Origin of the sequence: Pseudomonas sp. 39004, from assembly GCF_028682155.1 — a bacterium.
Lineage (GTDB): Bacteria > Pseudomonadota > Gammaproteobacteria > Pseudomonadales > Pseudomonadaceae > Aquipseudomonas > Aquipseudomonas capeferrum.
The window spans coordinates 22,554-41,345 of record NZ_JANIAG010000003.1 but is presented as its reverse complement, the minus strand read 5'-3'; the positions used below and the strand labels follow the sequence as shown (position 1 = coordinate 41,345).

The window sequence follows — 18,792 nt, the reverse complement described above, 5'->3', positions numbered from 1 at the left end:
TCATGTCACGGAAGGCGGATTGCGCTTCTCGCCCGCATTGGGCAGCATGCTGTCGAGCGCGACTTGCAAACCGCTGTTTCCCCAAATGGATCCTGAGGGCCGCACATGCGTATCATCAAGGCAACCCTGGAACACCTCGACCTGCTGACCCCGCTGTTCGTCAAATACCGCGAGTTCTATGGGCAATTGCCCTACCCGGACAGCTCGCGCAGCTTTCTGGAAAAACGCCTGAAACGCGATGAGTCGGTGATCTATCTGGCGCTGCCCGACGACGACGACGGCAAGCTGCTGGGCTTCTGCCAGCTGTACCCAAGCTTTTCGTCGCTGTCGCTCAAGCGCGTGTGGATTCTCAACGACATCTACGTAGCCGAGGACTCACGGCGCATGCTGGTGGCCGACCACCTGATGCGCGAAGCGAAGAAGATGGCCAAAGAGACCAATGCCGTGCGCATGCGGGTTTCGACCAGCGCCAATAACGAGGCGGCGCGCAAGACCTACGAGTCCATCGGTTTTCGCAAGGACACCGAGTTCGAGAGCTACATCCTGCCGATCCAGCCGGATTGACCTGTTCCGGCCGCTTCGCGGGTTCAGCCGCGAAGCGGCCAGTGCAGGCCATGCCGCCTCCGGTAACCCCCCGCTACAAACTCCCCGGGCATGATCCTCACTTCGCCGTATAATGGCCCACTTGTCATGTGTGAAAGTTTACCCATCCCCAGGTAACTGAGCCTACGCCCAAGAACACAGGTGCTGTACATGGATTTCAACCCGCTGGACCTTATCCTGCATCTCGATGCTTACCTCGATCTGCTGGTCACCAATTACGGTCCCTGGATCTACGCCATCCTGTTCACCGTGATCTTCTGCGAAACCGGCCTGGTGGTGATGCCGTTCCTGCCGGGCGATTCGCTGCTGTTCATCGCAGGCGCCGTGGCGGCCGGTGGCGGCATGGACCCGGTGCTGCTGGCGGGCCTGCTGATGGCCGCAGCAATCCTGGGTGACAGTACCAATTACGTGATTGGCCGAACGGCCGGCGAGCGGTTGTTCAACAACCCTAACTCGAAAATATTCCGCCGCGACTACTTGCAGCGCACCCACGAATTCTATGAGCGCCATGGCGGCAAGACCGTGACCCTGGCGCGCTTCCTGCCGATCTTGCGCACCTTTGCGCCGTTCGTCGCCGGCATCGCCCACATGCACTACCCGCGTTTCCTGGGCTTCAGCGTCGCCGGTTCGCTGCTGTGGGTGGGTGGCCTGGTGACCTTGGGTTACTTCTTCGGCAACGTGCCGTTCATCAAGCAGCATCTGTCGTTGATGGTGGTCGGCATCATCTTCCTGTCGCTGGTGCCGATGGTGCTCGGCCTGCTGCGCGGTCGCCTGGGCCGTACAGCCAAGGCGCACTGACCACCGCCATGTGGTCTTTCAGCGCCTGGCGGCGCCAGCGTACCCTGGCGCGCTACCCGATCGCCCCCGAGCAATGGCAGGCCGTTCGCGAGCACCTGCCGTTGCTCGACGGCATCAGCGCCGAAGAAGACCACTGGTTGCGCGAAGCCTGCATCCTGTTTCTGCACGAAAAGCACCTGACCACCCTGCCCGGTGTCGAGCCAAGCGACGAGCAGCGCCTGTTCCTGGCCGCCCAGGCCCAGCTGCCTTTGCTGCACCTGGGCGAGCTGAACTGGTACCAGGGCTTTCACGAGATCATCCTCTACCCCGACGACTTCAAAAGCCCCCAGCGCCACCGCGACGCCAGCGGCGTGGAACACGTGTGGGACGGCGAGCACAGCGGCGAAGCCTGGCAACAGGGCCCGGTGATTCTGGCCTGGAACGGTGTGCTGGCCAGCGGTGGGTGGGAGGCCTACAACCTGGTCATCCATGAGCTGGCGCACAAGCTCGACATGCTCAACGGCGATGCCAACGGCCTGCCGCCGCTGCACAGCGGCATGCCGGTGGATGAATGGGCGAGTGCCATGCAACAGGCCTATGACGACCTCAATCGCCAGCTGGACCTCAACCCCGACGCCGAAACCGCCATCGACCCGTACGCGGCGGAAAACCCGGCGGAATTCTTTGCCGTCACCAGCGAATATTTCTTCAGCGCCCCCGACCTGCTGCAGCAGGCCTACCCACAGGTGTACCAGCAACTGTCGCTGTTCTACCGCCAGGACCCTTTGGCGCGCCTTGGCCGGTTGCAGGCCGAACACCCCGCTTACCGCGAAAGCCACGCCTGACGCGGCCGCACATCAGGCCAGGCGTGGCATGCCCTGGCGGAATGTGCCTATAATCGCCGCCACTTTTTGGTCAAACACGGGGGCACTGCCCAATGAGCTACAGCAAGATTCCGGCGGGCAAAGACCTGCCGAACGACATCTACGTCGCCATCGAGATCCCGGCCAACCACGCGCCGATCAAATACGAAATCGACAAGGACAGCGACACCCTGTTCGTCGACCGTTTCATGGCTACCCCGATGTTCTACCCAGCCAACTATGGCTTTATCCCAAACACCCTGGCCGACGACGGTGATCCGCTGGACGTGCTGGTCGTGACCCCATACCCGGTTGCCCCAGGTTCGGTCATTCGCGCCCGCCCGGTCGGCATCCTGAACATGACCGACGACGGCGGCGGCGACGCCAAGGTCATCGCTGTTCCGCACGACAAGCTGTCCCAGCTGTATGTCGACGTCAAGGAATACACCGACCTGCCGGCCCTGCTGATCCAGCAGATCGAGCACTTCTTCGCGAACTACAAAGATCTCGAGAAGGGCAAGTGGGTCAAGATCGAAGGCTGGGATGGCGCCGACGCCGCCCGCGCCGCGATCACCAAATCGGTTGCTGCCTACAAAGGCTGATACCGATTGCTGAAAAACCCCGCCCAGGCGGGGTTTTTTATGCGCTCACGATGGCCCTGCCAGTAAAAAGTCCTACGTCGCCCTACTCCAACGCCCTACAACCAAGCACTTTTCGCACAAAGCGCATCAACACCCGGTTCATATCCGCGCTGGCACTCGGCCGCTACACTCGCGGCCATGAACACATCCGGTGACCGCCTCAAAGCCCTGCTTCACGAATGTGGCTTGACCCCTTCCGATTTCGCCGCCCAACGCAGCGTCACACCCCAGCACGTCAACAACTGGTTCAAGCGCGGTGTTCCGTTGGCGCGTCTCGACGAAATGGCCGACCTGTTTTGTGTACACCGCCGCTGGCTGCGCAGTGGTGAAGGCCCCAAGCACCCCAACCCGATCTTGCGCAGCGGCCCACCACCGCCCACCCACGACACCCCGCCCTCCCCGCTGTCGGCCCACGGCGGCCGGATGCTGCAAGTGCCCCTGCACGAACTGCGCAACGGCCGGCTTGCCCCGGTTGCCAGCAAATACCTGCGCCTGCCCAGCAAAGCACTGAAGACCTTGGGCGTTGCCGCAGACCAGGCCATCTGCCTGGCCATGCCTGCCGCCAACATGGCCCCGCTGATCCCGCAGGAGGCTACCTTGGCTGTGGACCTGGGCATGACCCAGGTAATCGAGGGCGAAACCTACGCCCTGCTGCACAATGGCACGCTCAGGGTAAACAACCTCAGCCTCGGCCAGCATGGCACCCTGTACCTGCACAGCCACGACCGGCGCAACTACGCCGTCGAGCGCTACACCCGCGCCCAACGCCAGGCACAGGGCCTGGAGATTCTCGGCTGGGTTTTCCACTGGTCGCATTTCCGCCGGCAGCGCCCCGGCTGAAACACACTGTGCCATTTTTTGCTGGGCATCCTGCGCGAGCCCTTGTATGCTACGCGGCACATTTAGCCCCGACCGGCGCAAGCCGCGGTCCAGAGGGCTCGGCGACACCCCATACGGGCGTTTGCCATCTCTATCAGGTCCTTGTGACCACACAGTTAAGGCGGTTGCGGCTTACCATAAATTAGTCGGAAGCGTCCCCGAGAAGCCGGCCACAAGCCGGCTTTTTAATGCCTGCAGAAAATGCAGGACGATGGCAAAACCCGCTGCGCCATCGCCCTCACCTCCCTTCAGAACCGCGTCACCATCCCCATCCGCACTGTGCGCCCCGGTGCCGGCATGAAGCTCTGCGCCAGCGGATCGAGGTAGTAGCGATCGGTCAGGTTCTGCAGCGAAACATTCACCTCGGTGTTCTCCAGCAACTTGTACTTGAGGAACAGATCGAACAGTGCCACCGAGCGGTACTCGACCTGCGGCGTGGTGGCGCCTGACTGCCAGGGTTTGTCGAGGGTGCTGGTGGGCCCGGAGGTATAGGTAACGCGCCCGCCCACCGTCAACGCCTCGTCGAAGAAGCGCAGGCCGGTGGTCAGGTTGCCTGAGAAGCGCGGCGGGTTCTGGGTGTTGGTGTAGGAGCCCATGAAGCTGCCCGGGGTGCAGTTGGGCGTGTCCTGGGTCTTCTGGTAGGGGTTGGCCGTGGCGCGCAGTTTGCTGGCAAACGCCGCGTCGCAGGTTTCGGTCTTGAGGTAGTAAGTGGCCGACAGGTCGGCGAATACGCGGCCGGCATCGTAGTGCGATTGCAGCTCAAGGCCACGGGTGCTGAAACTGTCGGTGTTGCTGAAGGTCATCTGGCCCCACAAACCTGGGCTTGGGTCGTAGTAGCGGGTGATGTAATTCTTGATGTGGTTGTCGAAGAAGGCCAGTTTGATCGCCGCCGAGTCGTGCGCGGTAAAGAGGTTGTCGCGCAAGGCGCTGACGCCGATTTCCCAGCTCTGCGAGCGTTCAGGCTTGAGGCTTTTGCCGGGGGTGACTTGCTGGGTGCCCTGGCTGGTCTCGAACAGTGAAGGCAGGCGCAGGCCTTGGGTGTAGGTGACGTAAAAGAACGTGTCGGGTATCAGCTCGACATTGATGCCGAAAGCCGGCGCGAAGCCGCCGCCGCTACTGCTGCCCTGCGGTGTGTGGTCGTAGCCTGTGACCACGCTGCTGATGCCTTCTGGGTTGACCTCCACGCGGGTCGCACCGAAGTCGTTGAAGCGCACGCCGTTGAACGGCTCGTTGCTGTTGCCGAAGACGATGCCGTTGTTCAGGCGCGGGTCGGTGGCGTCGGTGTACTGGCCGTTCTGGTCGGGGAACCAGGTCATGCTGCCCCAGCCCTTGGGGCCGCTCGCCGAGATATAGCGCACCTCGCGATCCTCACGCCGGGCGCTGGCCAGCACGGTGTTGTCCTTGGTGCGGAAGTGGCTGTACCGGCCACCACCCCACAGGGTCAGTTGCTCGATCGGTTGGTACTCGAGCTTGCCGTTGAAGCTGAACTCCTGCCTGGATGCATCGCGCAGGGTGCGGTTGGCATCGATGTCGTGCTGGGTGATCAGCACATTTTTCTGCGGTTGCAGGTCTTCAAGCTGGAACGCGCCGCCCAGGTCCAGTGTGAAGTCGCCATGGGCGGTCTGGAATTTGGAGACGTTGTTCAGGTCGCCGCCGATACGGCGGTTGTCCTGGCGTGTCCAGCTGCGATCCGTACGAAACAGCTGGGAAACCGGCGCAGTCCATGACGAACTCAACGTGCTGGTCTTGGCGTCGGTCATCCACAGGTTGCTGGTCAGGTCGACCCACGGGTTGCCGGCAGGCAGGTAGTGATAGCGCGCGGTGTAGGTATCGATCTTCACCTCGCCCAGGGGGTACTGGTAGATACCCGCAGTGCCGTAGCGGTAGATGTCAGAAGGCATGATTTCGGCGCTGCGCCCATCGTAGCGGCGGTAGCCCAGGTCCAAGGTGTGATCGTCGGCGATGCGCCAGGTGGCCTTGAGCAGGTACGAGTCGGTTTTCGAGGAGGAGTTGAGCACTTCCTCGCCCGCGTTGTAGGTGCTCGCCACGCTGGGCTGTTCACTGCCGTACTGGTTATAGATGCGGTAACGGTCCTGGCCCTTCTTGCCGGAGAAATAGTTACCTTGATTGCGGTGCGCATATGCCGCCACCACGTCCAGGCGCTCGCTGGTGAAGGCAAACGCGGCGCTTCCAGATTCAGCCTCGGAGCCGAACAGGCTGGCGCGGTTGTCGCGGGGTGGCGCGGTGAGGTTTTCATCCTTGGCGCTGGCGCTGCGATGAGCGGGGGCTACGCCGTTGTCCCAGAGGTCGCCCTTGAGGCGCACGCCGACCTGGTTGCCGTCGACCAGAATGTCCTGCACGCCGATAGTCTGCATTTCAACCGTGCCGCCAATCGCCCCAGACTTGGTCGACGGACCTTTGTTCACGGTCAGGCTGCTGATCAGGTCGGGGTCGATGTAACTGCGTTGCTGGGTGCCGCCATAACCGCGATAGACGTCCAGGGCCTGCTCCGAACCATCGACCTTGACTGCCACCCGGCTCTGCCCCTGGATACCGCGGATGTTGACGTCCAGGGCACCGCCATTGCGCGTGTCACCGACCTGCACGCCGGGCACGCCGTTGAGCAGATCGCCTGCGGAAACACGGCCGAAGCGATCGATCTGTTCGCTGTTCAGGTGCACCGAAGAGCGTGGCGCCCTGTAGGTATCCGCCTCTGGCCCCTGGGCGGCGGCCTCGACCATCGTCGGCGATAACTCGGCCGCCGCATTCGGCGCAGCGCCCTGGGCGATCAGCACGTAGCTCCCGGTCGAACTCGGCACCAGTTGCAACCCGGAGTTGGCCAGCAACCGCTGGATACCCTCGCTGACTGTATACCGGCCCTTCAAGGCCGGCGCCGTACGGCCACGGGTCAACTCAGGGTCGTAGGACACCAGTAGCCCGGACTGGCTGGTGAAGCTGCCCAGGGCTGCGCCCAGCGGGCCCGGGGCAATGTTGTAGTCACGCGGTGTGGCGTCGTCCAGGCGGGTGGCGGCGAGCGCAGCTGTGCCGGTGTCCTGGGCCAGGGCCAGGCTGCTGTTCAACAGGCCGGCGCCGCAGCAGCCGATCATCGTGCAACGCAGGGCAAACGTGATGGGCGCCAGGCTAAGTCGAGGGCGCGGAGCAGGTGAAGGACAACGTACTGGGAGCATGCTTATCTCGCTCGTAGGGTTTGCGCCCACCACTGGCTGCGGGCTGTTACCTCCTCTGTCGCACGAGATCGAAAAAAGGATATGGGTGCATGAGCACCGGCTGAATTTACCGATTCGGCCTTGTGATCTGAGCAATTCTAGTGATAATGGTTTTCATTTGCGACAGTCATGTACCGATTCAACCGACGATGAATGCGCCCTTTTCCCCGCCGAACAGTACCGAGCCGTGCAGCGTCGAGACGCTGTACATCGAGAATCACGCCTGGTTACGCAACTGGCTCGCCTACCGGCTGAGGTCGTGGGGGCGCGGCGTGGCCGATGATCTGGCGCACGATATCTTCTTGCGGGTGCTGACCAGCCGTGAGGGCGCGCGGGCCGAACCGATCCGCCAGCCACGCGCCTACCTGACCCGCATCGCCAATTGCGTACTGGTCAGTTGGCGCCGCCGGCAGTCGCTGGAACGCGCCTGGCTCGAAGCCCTGCTGCTGCTGCCAGAACCCGAGCACCCTTCGCCTGAGCTGCAAAGCGTGATCCTGGAAACCCTGCACGAGATCGATGCGCTGCTCGACACCTTGCGCCCACGGGTCAGGCAGGCGTTTCTGATGGCGACGCTGGACGGCATGAAGCAGAAGGACATCGCCGTAGCCCTGAACATCGCATTGCCGACCGTCAAGAAGTACATCCACGAGGCCTACCTCACCTGCCTGACGCAGATGCCCGATGAATAGCGGCACTACCACGCTTGACGCTGCCATCCCCCAGCAGGTGCTTGCCCAGGCGGCCTCCTGGCTGATGCTGATGCAGGAGGGGCCGTTGCTGCCGGCCCAACAGCGCGAGCTGGAGCGCTGGCGGCTTGCCAGTGCCGACCACGAGCGCGCGTGGAAACGGGCGCAGCACCTGCTCACGCGCCTGGGCAGCGTGCCACCCACGCTGGCCAAGCAGACCTTGGACCGCCCGACGGGCAGGCGCGCCGTGCTGCGCGGGCTGCTCCTGCTGCTCGGCGCCGCTCCCCTCAGTTGGTGGGCATGGCGCTCGCAGGCCGGCGACTACCGGACGTCGCTGGGTGAGCGCCAGCACGCACGGCTGGCCGACGGCACGCAGATCACCCTCAACAGCGACAGCGCGGTGGACGTGCTGTTCGATAGCGCGCAACGCTTGCTGCACCTGCGCCGGGGCGAGCTGTACATCGTTACCGCTGCCGACCCCCGTCCACTCCTGGCGCAGACCCAGCAGGGCCAGTTGCTTGCCCTGGGCACGCGGTTCAGCGTGCGCCAACTGGCCGATGAAACCGTGCTCGCCGTTTATGAAGGTGCTGTGCAAGTACGCCCCGAGCACGCCAGCGTGGCGCCAGGTGAGCACATCATCCGGGCCGGGCAACAAGTACGCTTCAACCGTGAGCGCCTGGGCAGCATCGAGGCGGTGCGGGAAACCACCCTGGCTTGGCGCAACGGGCTGCTGGTGGCCGACGACATGCCGCTGCGCCAGTGGACCCAAGAACTGACGCGCTACACCGACCAGCACCTTGAATGCGACCCTGCCCTGGGCGAGCTGCGGGTGTCTGGCACGTTCCCGGTCGATGACTTGCCACTGGCCTTGGCCATGCTGGCGCAAACCTACACGCTGCAGGTTCGCCAGACCGGCCGGCAGGTGTTTATCAGCCGTTGACCACCCCATACGACCGAGCGAGATTCCCGATGAGCAAGATGCCCCTGTACCTGGCCATGGCGCTGGCCCTGGCTGCGCCCGCCGCTTTGGCGAAGCCGGAACGCGAGCAGAAGATGGACACTTCACTGCTGCAGCGCCAGGACCTGGCCTACCGCTTCAGCCAGCTGGACCTGGATTCGGCCGACGGCCAGCGCCATTACCGCCTGTGGGTCGGCAAGCCGGATCGCCCTGCCCCCGCCGCAGGCTACCCGGTGCTGTGGATGCTCGACGGCAATGCCGCGTTGGGCGCCCTGGACAGCGCGCAGCTGAGCAAGCTCGCCGCCGGCCAGGCGCCGTTGCTGGTGGCCGTGGGTTACCAGACCGATCAGCGAATCGACCGAGCCGGGCGGACCTATGACTACACCCCGTCGGTACCTGGGCAGGCGCAGCAGCGTGACCCGCTGACCGGCCAGCCCAGCGGCGGCGTGGATGCGTTCTTCGACCTGCTGAGCCAACGCATGCGGCCGAGTGTGGCCGCCGTGGCGCCGATCGACCTGCAGCGGCAAACACTGTGGGGGCATTCCTATGGCGGCCTGGCGGTGCTGCATGCGCTGTTTACCCGGCCGGCCGAGTTCAGTGACTATGCGGCGGCCAGCCCGTCGTTGTGGTGGCGTAACGGGGTGATTGTTGGCGAAGCTCAGGGGCTGCAACAGCGTTTGGGTGATCATCGCCCGAGGTTGCTGCTGATGCGTGGTGGCGACGAGCCTTCGAGCCCGCGTGCATCTATGAAAAACGATGGGGAACGGCCGGCGCAGGCGCTGATAGCGGACCTGGCCGACGTGCAGGGTTTGCAGGTGCGGTTTGAACGGTTTGACGGATTGGGGCATGGGCCGATGTTGCCGGCCTCGCTGAAGAAAGTGATCGACGAGATGTCTCGGTAAACCTGTACCGGCCTCCTTCGCGCGGCAAGCCCGCGCCTGTAGGATCACCACGGGCTCTTAGGGCAATGGAGCCCTTCTGCCGCTTCAGTTTCCCCGCCGAAGGTCGCCTAAGGTCTTAGTCGCGCGGGTTGCCAGCAGGGTGGCACTGTGCTGTATGCTTGGCCGGTCTTCAGGGCGGGGTGCAAGTCCCCACCGGCGGTAAATCGAAAGATGAGCCCGCGAGCGCCCCGGCCATGCCGGGGGTCAGCAGATCTGGTGAGACTCCAGAGCCGACGGTCATAGTCCGGATGAAAGAAGGCGTCAGGCAGGGGCCATTCGGGCGCCTCTGCGCGCGCGTTTTGTTCGCCCCGAGACGTTCATCGATCATTCACGAGGAGCGTTTCATGTCACCTATGCTGCAAAAGCAATTCCCCAACATTTCTGCCGCCATCGCCGCCTTCCAGGCCGGGCGCCCCGTGCTGCTGCTGGACGACGACGACCGCGAGGACGAAGCGGACATCATCGCCGCCGCCGAAAACATCTCGTTGCAAACCATGGCCATGATGATTCGCGACTGCAGCGGCATCGTCTGCCTGTGCCTGGACGAAGCCACCGTGGACGCACTGCAGCTGGCGCCGATGGTGCAGAACAACCAGGCGCGCCACGGCACCGGCTTCACCGTCACCATCGAAGCGGCCGAAGGCATCACCACCGGCGTTTCGGCGCACGACCGGGTTACCACCATCGCGGCGGCGCTGAGCTCGACAGCCGAGCAACGCCATATCGTCAGCCCTGGGCACGTGTTCCCGCTGCGTGCGCGCAACGGCGGGGTGCTGACCCGTCGTGGCCATACCGAGGGTTCGGTAGACCTGGCGCGCCTGGCCGGGTTGCGGCCGGCAGCGGTGCTGTGCGAGCTGATGAACCCCGATGGCAGCATGGCCCGCGGGGAGCAGGTGGCGGTGTATGCGCGGCAGTACAATTTGCCGGTGCTGACCATTGAAGAGCTGGCGCGGTATCGCGAGGCGATGGTGGCCCGCGAAGCCGCTACGGTTTGATGGCTTGCAGGCGCTTGGTTTGAGGAAGATGGCGCCTCTGAGATCGAGCGGCGCCCGCGCGCCGCATCGCGAGCTAGCTCGCTCCTACATTCGTTTCGGCCAGTCACGCCAGTTCCATCGCACGCGACCGCCTTGTTGTACGACGCGATACTGAGGCGGGCGCCAAGGGGCCGCGCGCCAATGCCTCAGGAATAATTGGCCCGAAACAGATGTAGGAGCGAGCTAGCTCGCGATGCGGCGCGCGGGCGCCGCTCGATCTCAACAACGAAACAGAAATCGCGTCGTAACTCTCCTCGACCACACAAGTTTGCTCCCCCCGCCCTGCTCTGCTAACGTCGCGCCGTTAAGAACGCCACCGAGACAGCCGCCATGGCCCGCAAAAAAGCCTCCCTCGATTTCGAGCAATCCCTCGCAGACCTGCAAGCCCTGGTCGAGCGCCTGGAGAACGGCGAGTTGTCGCTGGAAGATTCGCTGGCCGCCTTCGAGCAAGGCATCGCCCTGACCCGCGATTGCCAGGGCGCACTGGCCCAGGCCGAACAGAAAGTGCAGATTCTTCTGGAACGCGATGGTGAGCTGGCAGCCCAGCCCTTCGACGCCGAGCCGCAAGCATGATCAACAACTACCAGGCCAACTGCCAGGCCCGCGTCGACGCCGCCCTCGAACCCCTGTTCGAAGCGCCAACCAAGGAGCTCGAGCGGCTCTACGCTGCCATGCGCTACAGCGTGATGAACGGCGGCAAGCGTGTGCGCCCGCTGCTCGCCTACGCGGCCTGCGAAGCGTTGGGTGCGCCTGCCGAACAGGCCAATGGCGCGGCCTGCGCGGTCGAGCTGATCCACGCGTACTCGTTGGTGCATGACGACCTGCCGGCGATGGACGATGACGACCTGCGCCGCGGCCAGCCCACCACCCACAAAGCCTTCGACGAAGCCTGCGCCATCCTGGCCGGTGACGGCCTGCAGAGCCTGGCCTTCAGCGCCCTGCTCGACCCGCGCCTGAGCCCGCAGTCCGACACCCTGCGCCTGGCCATGGTCCAGGCCCTGGCCAAGGCTGCCGGCCCGGCGGGCATGGTCGGCGGCCAGGCCATCGACCTGGGGTCGGTGGGTATCAAGCTGGACCAGCAAGCGCTGGAATTCATGCACCGGCACAAGACCGGTGCGCTGATCGAAGCCAGCGTGCGCCTGGGCGCCCTGGCCAGCGCCCGCGCCGAACAGGCGCAACTGGATGCCTTGCAGACCTACGCACAGGCCATCGGCCTGGCGTTCCAGGTGCAGGACGACATCCTCGACGTAGAAAGCGACACCGCCACCCTGGGCAAGCGCCAGGGCGCCGACATCGCCCGTGACAAACCGACCTACCCGGCCCTGTTGGGCCTGGAAGCCGCCAAGGCCTATGCCATCGAACTGCGCGACCAGGCGCTGGTCGCATTGCAAGGGTTTGGGGAAAATGCCGAGCCCCTGCGGGCGCTGGCACGCTATATCGTCGAACGCCGCAACTAAGCACCGACGCCAATCCCGCACAACCCGTGGTCGAATGGGCACTTTTCCCACAATGGGGTAAACTGCCGCGTCTTCACACCTATAACGACTCGCCTGATGCCCACGACGTTTCAAGAGATCCCCCGCGAACGCCCGGTCACGCCGTTGCTCGACCGCGCTGACACGCCTGCCGGCCTGCGCCGGCTGGCCGAAGCCGACCTGGAGACCCTGGCCGACGAGTTGCGCCAGGAACTGCTCTACACCGTGGGTCAGACCGGTGGGCATTTTGGCGCCGGCCTGGGCGTCATCGAACTGACGATCGCCCTGCACTACGTCTTCGACACCCCGGACGACCGGCTGGTGTGGGACGTCGGCCACCAGGCCTACCCGCACAAGATCCTCACCGGCCGCCGCCAGCGCATGCTCAGCCTGCGCCAGAAGGACGGCATCGCCGCCTTCCCGCGCCGCAGCGAGAGTGAATACGACACCTTCGGCGTCGGCCACTCCAGCACCTCGATCAGCGCAGCGCTGGGCATGGCCATCGCCGCCCGCCTGCAGAACAGTGCACGCAAGTCGATCGCGGTGATCGGCGACGGCGCCCTGACCGCCGGCATGGCTTTCGAGGCGTTGAACCACGCCCAGGAAGTCAACGCCGACATGCTGGTGATCCTCAACGACAACGACATGTCGATTTCGCGCAATGTCGGCGGCCTGTCCAACTACCTGGCCAAGATCCTCTCCAGCCGCACCTACGCAAGCATGCGCGAGGGCAGCAAGAAGGTGCTCTCGCGCCTGCCTGGCGCCTGGGAAATCGCCCGCCGCACCGAAGAATACGCCAAAGGCATGCTGGTCCCAGGCACCCTGTTCGAAGAACTGGGCTGGAATTACATCGGCCCGATCGACGGCCACGACCTGCCGACCATGATCGCCACCCTGCGCAACATGCGTGACCTCAAGGGCCCGCAGTTCCTGCACGTGGTGACCAAAAAGGGCAAGGGCTTCGCCCCGGCCGAGGTCGACCCGATTGGCTACCACGCCATCACCAAGCTCGAACCTGCCGACAAGCCCGCCACGCCGAAGAAGCCCAGCGGGCCCAAGTATTCCGCTGTGTTCGGCCAGTGGCTGTGCGACATGGCCGCGAGCGACAAGCGCCTGGTCGGCATTACTCCGGCGATGAAGGAAGGCTCCGATCTGGTCGACTTCAGCGAACGCTACCCGGAGCGCTACTTCGACGTGGCGATTGCCGAGCAGCACGCGGTGACCCTGGCTGCAGGCATGGCCTGCGAAGGCAGCAAACCGGTGGTGGCGATCTATTCGACGTTCCTGCAGCGCGCCTATGACCAATTGATCCACGACGTGGCGGTGCAGAACCTCGATGTGCTGTTCGCCATCGACCGCGCCGGCCTGGTTGGCGAAGACGGCCCGACTCACGCCGGCAGCTACGACCTGTCGTACCTGCGCTGCATCCCCGGCATGCTGGTGATGACCCCGAGCGACGAGAACGAGCTGCGCAAGATGCTCACCACCGGCCACCTGTACAACGGCCCGGCGGCGGTGCGCTACCCACGCGGCACCGGCCCCAACGCGCCGATCAGCAGCGGCCTTGACCCCTTGGAGATCGGCAAGGGCGTCATCCGCCGCCAGGGTGAGAAGGTCGCCTTGCTGGTGTTCGGCGTGCAGCTGAGCGAGGCCTTGCAGGTTGCCGAGCAGATCAATGCCACAGTGGTCGACATGCGCTTCGTCAAGCCGCTGGACGAGGCACTGGTACTCGAACTGGCTGCCAGCCATGAGCTGCTGGTAACCATCGAAGAAAACGCCATCATGGGCGGTGCGGGGGCTGCCGTGGGCGAGTTCCTGGCCAGCCAGGCGGTGACCAAGCCGCTGCTGCACCTGGGGCTGCCAGACCTTTATGTCGAGCATGCCAAGCCTGCGCAGATGCTGGCAGAGTGTGGGCTGGATGTGGCTGGGATCGAGGCTTCGGTCAAGGCTCGGATGGCCAAGCTCGGGCTGTAGTAATCCTTGGGGCCGCTTTGCGGCCCATTCGCGGGACAAGCCCGCTTCCACAAGTACATCACTCTTCTCGAGAACAGTGACAAACCTGTGGGAGCGGGCTTGTCCCGCGAATAGTCTGGAACTGCCCATGAAAATCCCGAGCTTCACCGCCACCCTCCTGTGCCTGCCACTTCCGCTCCTGGCCGCTGAACGCGACAACGCCCTGAAACTGCCCGACGTCCTGATCAGCGCCAACCGCCAGGTCGAGTCGCGCACCGCCACCAGCGCCGCCAACACCGTCTTCACCCGCGCCGACATCGACCGCCTGCAACCCACCGGCGTCACCGACCTGCTGGCCCGTGTCCCAGGCGTGCAAGTGGCCCCCACCGGCGGGCGCGGCAGCGTGCCCGGCATTTTCATCCGCGGCACCAAGGCGGCGCAGAGCCTGGTACTGGTGGATGGCGTGCGCATCGCCAACGCCACCTCTGGCGACAGTGGCCTGCAGTTTCTCGACGTTGACCAGATAGAGCGTGTCGAAGTGCTGCGCGGCTCCCGCTCGGCGGTATACGGCAGCGACGCCATGGGTGGCGTGATCCAGATCTTCACCCGGCGCAGTAGCGGCCCCGGGCTGCAGCCACGCCTGCGCCTGGCCGCCGGCAGCAACCAGACCTGGCAGCGCAGCCTGGGCCTGTCCGGGGGCGACGGCGCCACCCGCTTCAACCTGGGTGCCAGCCTGGACGAGACTGCCGGCATCGACGCCACCGGCCCCTCCTTTGCCAGCGACGGCGATCATGATGCGTACCGCAACAAGTCACTCAACCTGAGCCTCAGCCATACCTTCGGCGAACGCTTCGAGGCCGGCCTGAACCTGCTCGACAGCCGCGGGCGCAGTGAATACGACAATCCGTACGGTGGCTTTGACCCGGTCACCTTCGAAAGCTTCGGGCAAAAACCCTACACCGACTTCAGCGTCAGCAGCCTGGGCACTTACTTCGACGCCCAGCTCAACGACACCTGGCATTCGCGCCTGGAGCTTGCCCACAGCGAAAACCGTGACGACAAACGCGACAAGCTCAGCGCCGAGCGCTTCGTGTTCAACACCTATCGCGATCAGGTTACCTGGCAAAACGACCTGGCCCTGGGTGAGCAGCACAACCTGTTGATCGGCGGCGATTGGTACGAAGACCGCGTGCACGCCAGCACCGATTTCAACGAGGACAACCGCTGGAACCGCGCCGCCTTCATTCAGCATCGCTACATGGGCGAGCGGTTCTCCACCGAACTGGGGGTGCGCCGTGACCAGAACCAGCAGTTCGGCGGCCAGACCACCTGGAGCGGTAGCCTTACCGTGCCCTTGAACGCGCACAATGATGTGCTGCTGTCCTACAGCGAAGGCTTCCGGGCACCGACATTCAATGACCTGTATTACCCAGAGTTCAGCAACCCCGACCTGAACCCGGAGCATTCCCGAAGCTACGAACTGCAATGGCGCAGCCAGCTTACCGCCGACAGCCGCCTGGAGACCTCGCTGTACCGCACCGACCTGCGCGATGCGATCATCTTTGGCCAGGACTCGATCCCACGCAATGTCGCCTCGGCGCGGGTCAACGGGTTTGAACTGTCGCTCGATCAGCAATGGGGCGCGTGGCGCAGCCAGCTGGGCCTGGCGCTGATCGACCCACGTGACCGCGACAGCGGCCATACCCTCGCCCGCCGTGCCCGCCGTACCGTGAGCCTGGACCTGGACCGCGCATTCGGGCCGTTCAGCGTGGGCGGGAGCTGGCAAGCCGTCAGCACCAGCTACGATGACGAAGCCAACCGCAACCGGCTCGCTGGCTTCGGCCTGCTCGGCCTGCGGGGTAGCTGGGCAGCAACGGATGAGCTGAAACTGGAAGCGAAGCTGGACAACCTGCTGGACCACAGCCACAGCCGTGCCCTGTACAGCTACGAGGGCGCCAGCCACGGTTACCGCGAGGAAGGCCGCACCGTGCTGCTGAGCGTCACCTGGACGCCGGCGCTCTAGCGTCGAGCAACGCACACAGGCGCGCGGTGGCCTCGATCATCTGCCCACTGGGCCGCTCCAAGCCCTTGTCCGGCACCACCAACAGACGATCACTGGCCACAGCACTCAGACGTGGCCAAGCGTCCCAGCTTGCCAGCTGCGCCTGGTCACCCGCGAGAATTACCTGGGGGTCCTGCAGCAATACAGACTCCACGCTCACTTGGGGCGCAGGCTGACTCAGATCGGCGAAGACATTACGCGCGCCGCACACGGCCAGGGCATCGCTGACCACTTGCCGGCCACCCAGGGTGTACAACGGCTTGTCCCAGACTTGATAGAACACCCGCAGCGGCTGCTCACGCCGATACTGCTGACGCAGGTGCCGCAGCCTGTCGCGCAAGGTTTGCGCATAGTGCCGACCCTGCTCGTCACGGCCGACGCGCTGGGCGATGGCTTCGATCTGATCGATCAATTGGTCGACGCTATGGGGCTCGGCGCTGAACGTGGCGATGCCCAGGCGCTTGAGCTGATCACGCTGCGCTGGCGCGACACTGCCCGGCCACAGCAGCAGCAAGTCAGGCTTCAAGCTGAGCAGGCGCTCCATGTTCAGTTGCCCCAGGCGGCCCACTGAGGGCACATCCTGCAGCGCAGGCGGGCGCTCGCCGCCGTCGAGCATGCCGACCAGCAGGTCATCGGCCTGCAGCTCGAGCATGATCTCGCTCATCGAAGGCGCCAGGCTGACCACCCGCAGCGGCTCAGCCGCGCTGGCGGCACAGGCGCACAGCGCCAGCAGCCAGAGGAAGACGCGCATCAGCCCAGCTGACGCGGAATGCGGTACAGGTAGAGCACGACCACCGTGGAAAGTGCCAGAAGAATCTGCGGCACCGCCTCCAGCCCCACCAGCACCGACAGCGCGGCGACCCAGGCAGGGAAGCAGGCATACAGCATGGCCAGACGCCGCACCCGCGCCAGCTCGATCCAGGCTGCCGGCTCCTCGCTGCTGCCGAGCACCTTGGCGGTACTGATCAAGGCACGCTTGTAAGCGCCAAAGCGCGGCAGGCTGAGGAACATGGTCGCCGCACCGGCGATGAACAACGGCATGGCCAGCACCGGGATCAATGGATCACCGCCACCAAAAGCCCAGGCCATCACCGGCAGCGGCACCAGGCCGATCGCCAGGTATTGCCACCAGGCCAGGGCCAGGCGCCGCTTGACCTCGGCGCGGGTCACGCCTGGGGCACCTCGCCCTGGTGTTCGTTGCCCAGCATGTGGCCGAGCTTGCCGGCCTTGGTGGCCAGGTAGTAACGGTTGTGCGGGTTGTGTCCGGTATGCAGCGGCACACGTTCAGCGACGACGATGTTCATGTCGGTCAGCGCCTTGACCTTGCGCGGGTTGTTGGTCATCAGGCGCAGGGCCTTCACCCCCAGGTGCTCGAGCATCGGCAGGCAGATGGCATAGTCGCGCTGGTCGGCGGCAAAGCCCAGGCGTTCGTTGGCTTCGACGGTATCGGCGCCGCCGTCCTGCAGTTCGTAGGCGCGGATCTTGTTCAACAAGCCAATGCCGCGGCCTTCCTGGCGCAGGTACAGCAGCACGCCACGGCCTTCACGGGCGATGGCCTGCAAGGCAGCTTCCAGTTGCGAGCCGCAGTCACAGCGCTGGCTGAACAGGGCATCGCCGGTCAGGCACTCGGAATGCAGGCGCCCCAGCACCGGCTCGCCGTCCGCGATATCACCCAGGCTGAGCACCACATGCTCACGGCCGGTGGCTTCGTCGAGAAAGCCATGCATGGTGAAGGTCGCAAAGGGCGTCGGGAGTTTAGAGGCGGCAACAAAGACGACGGGCACGTTGTGCTCCTGGCATAAGTAGGAAATTTCTGTTGCGGCGATTGTATCAGCAGGTCGGCACCTGTGCGCTGGCTGAATACCGTCGCTTAAGATCGAAAAGTTCGATGCTTAGCAGAGCCCCGCCCTCAAGACGCCGAGCCTGTATGGGAGCGGGTGGCGCTCACTGCGGCTGGCTGTCGGTGGTGAACGGATACGGCTGTTTCCAGTGCTCGAAAATCGGCTTCAATTCACCGCTGCGCACCAGCTCGGCCATGCGCTTGTCGAACAGGTCGCGCAGTGCCTTGGACTTTTCGTTGTGGGCAAATGCCAGGTACAGCGGCAGCTCGGCGACATGGGTCTTACGAAAACGCGCAGGCTCCGCCGCCTGGCCCAGCACGTAGTCGACCTCGGTCAACGCATCGATGTAGAAGTCCACTCGGTCGTGTTCGAGCATCGGCAGAATGCCTTCACGACGCTGGATTTCGCGGAAGTTGTGCGCATTGGGCAGATAGCTGGCGTAGTCGTAGCCGCGCACCCAGGCCAGGCGATACTGGCCGACCGTGCCAGGCGTGGGCACAGGCTTGCCGGCAAGCCCCAGGGCATAGATATGGTCCATGTCGAAGTGCCAACGCGGGTAGAGGTTGTCGTCAGCCTCGTCCTTGTAGGAGCCGACCCAGGCATCGGCCTCGCCCCGTTTGACCAGCCCCACCGCACGGCTGTAAGGCGCGCTCTGGGTAACGACCTTGACCCCGGCAGGCTCGAACACCTTGCGCAGTACATCCCAGGCGACCCCGCTACCGTCGGCGTTGGTGTAGTCGAGCCATTCCTCGCTGACCAGATGGACCTGCTTCGGCACACCTTCGGCCGCCCCCACCCAGGGGGCAAAACCCAGCAGCATTGCCAACAGCACAGTCCTTATGGCCATCTACG

Annotated in this window: 18 protein-coding genes and 1 riboswitch; of the genes, 13 read left to right on the top strand and 5 right to left on the bottom strand. The window is 64.4% G+C overall.

The window, feature by feature from the left end; translation table 11 throughout:
- The first annotated feature begins 105 nt into the window (after positions 1-105).
- The 5 genes from NP534_RS00960 to NP534_RS00940 all read left to right on the top strand — a co-directional run bounded on the left by NP534_RS00960 (position 106) and on the right by NP534_RS00940 (position 3,724).
- Positions 106-564: a GNAT family N-acetyltransferase gene (locus NP534_RS00960; protein ID WP_274097446.1), complete on the top strand. Its 459-nt coding sequence runs from the start codon at positions 106-108 to the stop codon at positions 562-564.
- 189 nt (positions 565-753) lie between these two features.
- Positions 754-1,401 carry a DedA family protein gene (locus tag NP534_RS00955; RefSeq protein WP_033703417.1) on the top strand — a complete coding sequence of 216 codons (648 nt, stop codon included), beginning with the start codon at positions 754-756 and terminating at the stop codon, positions 1,399-1,401.
- 8 nt (positions 1,402-1,409) lie between these two features.
- A complete protein-coding gene (locus tag NP534_RS00950) occupies positions 1,410-2,225 on the top strand; it encodes a zinc-dependent peptidase (RefSeq protein ID WP_033703418.1) in 816 nt (271 codons plus the stop codon).
- Between the two features lie 92 nt (positions 2,226-2,317).
- A complete protein-coding gene (gene ppa, locus NP534_RS00945) occupies positions 2,318-2,845 on the top strand; it encodes an inorganic diphosphatase (protein ID WP_016497835.1) in 528 nt (175 codons plus the stop codon).
- 177 nt (positions 2,846-3,022) lie between these two features.
- The gene (locus NP534_RS00940; protein WP_274097445.1) at positions 3,023-3,724 is read left to right on the top strand and encodes a LexA family transcriptional regulator; all 702 of its coding nucleotides are present in this window, start codon (positions 3,023-3,025) and stop codon (positions 3,722-3,724) included.
- Positions 3,725-4,011: 287 nt separating this feature from the next.
- Here NP534_RS00940 and NP534_RS00935 read toward each other — a convergent pair whose 3' ends face one another.
- Positions 4,012-6,951 (bottom strand): TonB-dependent receptor, encoded by a 2,940-nt coding sequence (locus NP534_RS00935; protein WP_274097444.1) that lies wholly within the window; start codon positions 6,949-6,951, stop codon positions 4,012-4,014.
- Between the two features lie 188 nt (positions 6,952-7,139).
- Between NP534_RS00935 and NP534_RS00930 the strand changes: the two genes are divergently transcribed.
- The 8 genes from NP534_RS00930 to NP534_RS00895 all read left to right on the top strand — a co-directional run bounded on the left by NP534_RS00930 (position 7,140) and on the right by NP534_RS00895 (position 16,060).
- The gene (locus tag NP534_RS00930; RefSeq protein ID WP_033703427.1) at positions 7,140-7,679 is read left to right on the top strand and encodes a sigma-70 family RNA polymerase sigma factor; all 540 of its coding nucleotides are present in this window, start codon (positions 7,140-7,142) and stop codon (positions 7,677-7,679) included.
- Positions 7,672-8,616: a FecR domain-containing protein gene (locus NP534_RS00925; protein WP_274097443.1), complete on the top strand. Its 945-nt coding sequence runs from the start codon at positions 7,672-7,674 to the stop codon at positions 8,614-8,616. Before NP534_RS00930 ends, NP534_RS00925 begins: the two co-directional genes overlap by 8 nt.
- A gap of 29 nt (positions 8,617-8,645) precedes the next feature.
- Positions 8,646-9,536 carry an alpha/beta hydrolase gene (locus NP534_RS00920; protein WP_274097442.1) on the top strand — a complete coding sequence of 297 codons (891 nt, stop codon included), beginning with the start codon at positions 8,646-8,648 and terminating at the stop codon, positions 9,534-9,536.
- Between the two features lie 161 nt (positions 9,537-9,697).
- A riboswitch (FMN riboswitch) is annotated at positions 9,698-9,839 on the top strand.
- Positions 9,840-9,919: 80 nt separating this feature from the next.
- Entirely contained in the window at positions 9,920-10,570 is a 651-nt protein-coding gene (gene ribB / locus NP534_RS00915; protein ID WP_274097441.1) for a 3,4-dihydroxy-2-butanone-4-phosphate synthase, read from the top strand.
- 369 nt (positions 10,571-10,939) lie between these two features.
- Positions 10,940-11,182: an exodeoxyribonuclease VII small subunit gene (locus tag NP534_RS00910; RefSeq protein WP_033703432.1), complete on the top strand. Its 243-nt coding sequence runs from the start codon at positions 10,940-10,942 to the stop codon at positions 11,180-11,182.
- Positions 11,179-12,066 carry a (2E,6E)-farnesyl diphosphate synthase gene (ispA, locus tag NP534_RS00905; protein WP_274097440.1) on the top strand — a complete coding sequence of 296 codons (888 nt, stop codon included), beginning with the start codon at positions 11,179-11,181 and terminating at the stop codon, positions 12,064-12,066. The genes NP534_RS00910 and ispA overlap by 4 nt, the downstream gene beginning before the upstream one ends.
- Before the next feature lie 96 nt (positions 12,067-12,162).
- Complete coding sequence (gene dxs, locus NP534_RS00900; protein WP_274097439.1) at positions 12,163-14,058, top strand: 1-deoxy-D-xylulose-5-phosphate synthase; 1,896 nt, start codon at positions 12,163-12,165, stop codon at positions 14,056-14,058.
- A gap of 127 nt (positions 14,059-14,185) precedes the next feature.
- The gene (locus tag NP534_RS00895) at positions 14,186-16,060 is read left to right on the top strand and encodes a TonB-dependent receptor domain-containing protein (protein WP_274097438.1); all 1,875 of its coding nucleotides are present in this window, start codon (positions 14,186-14,188) and stop codon (positions 16,058-16,060) included.
- On the opposite strand, the gene NP534_RS00890 is transcribed toward NP534_RS00895, so the two are convergent.
- From NP534_RS00890 to NP534_RS00875, 4 genes are all read right to left on the bottom strand, one after another.
- Positions 16,038-16,850: a cobalamin-binding protein gene (locus NP534_RS00890; protein ID WP_274097437.1), complete on the bottom strand. Its 813-nt coding sequence runs from the start codon at positions 16,848-16,850 to the stop codon at positions 16,038-16,040. The two genes, NP534_RS00895 and NP534_RS00890, sit on opposite strands and share 23 nt — an antisense overlap.
- Positions 16,850-17,269, bottom strand: a complete 420-nt coding sequence (locus tag NP534_RS00885) for a hypothetical protein (protein ID WP_047583478.1) — start codon at positions 17,267-17,269, stop codon at positions 16,850-16,852. The genes NP534_RS00890 and NP534_RS00885 overlap by 1 nt, the downstream gene beginning before the upstream one ends.
- Entirely contained in the window at positions 17,266-17,883 is a 618-nt protein-coding gene (ribA, locus tag NP534_RS00880; RefSeq protein ID WP_033703440.1) for a GTP cyclohydrolase II, read from the bottom strand. Before ribA ends, NP534_RS00885 begins: the two co-directional genes overlap by 4 nt.
- A 160-nt stretch (positions 17,884-18,043) precedes the next feature.
- On the bottom strand, positions 18,044-18,787 hold the full coding sequence (locus NP534_RS00875) for a substrate-binding periplasmic protein (RefSeq protein WP_274097436.1): 744 nt from the start codon (positions 18,785-18,787) through the stop codon (positions 18,044-18,046).
- Positions 18,788-18,792: the final 5 nt, after the last annotated feature.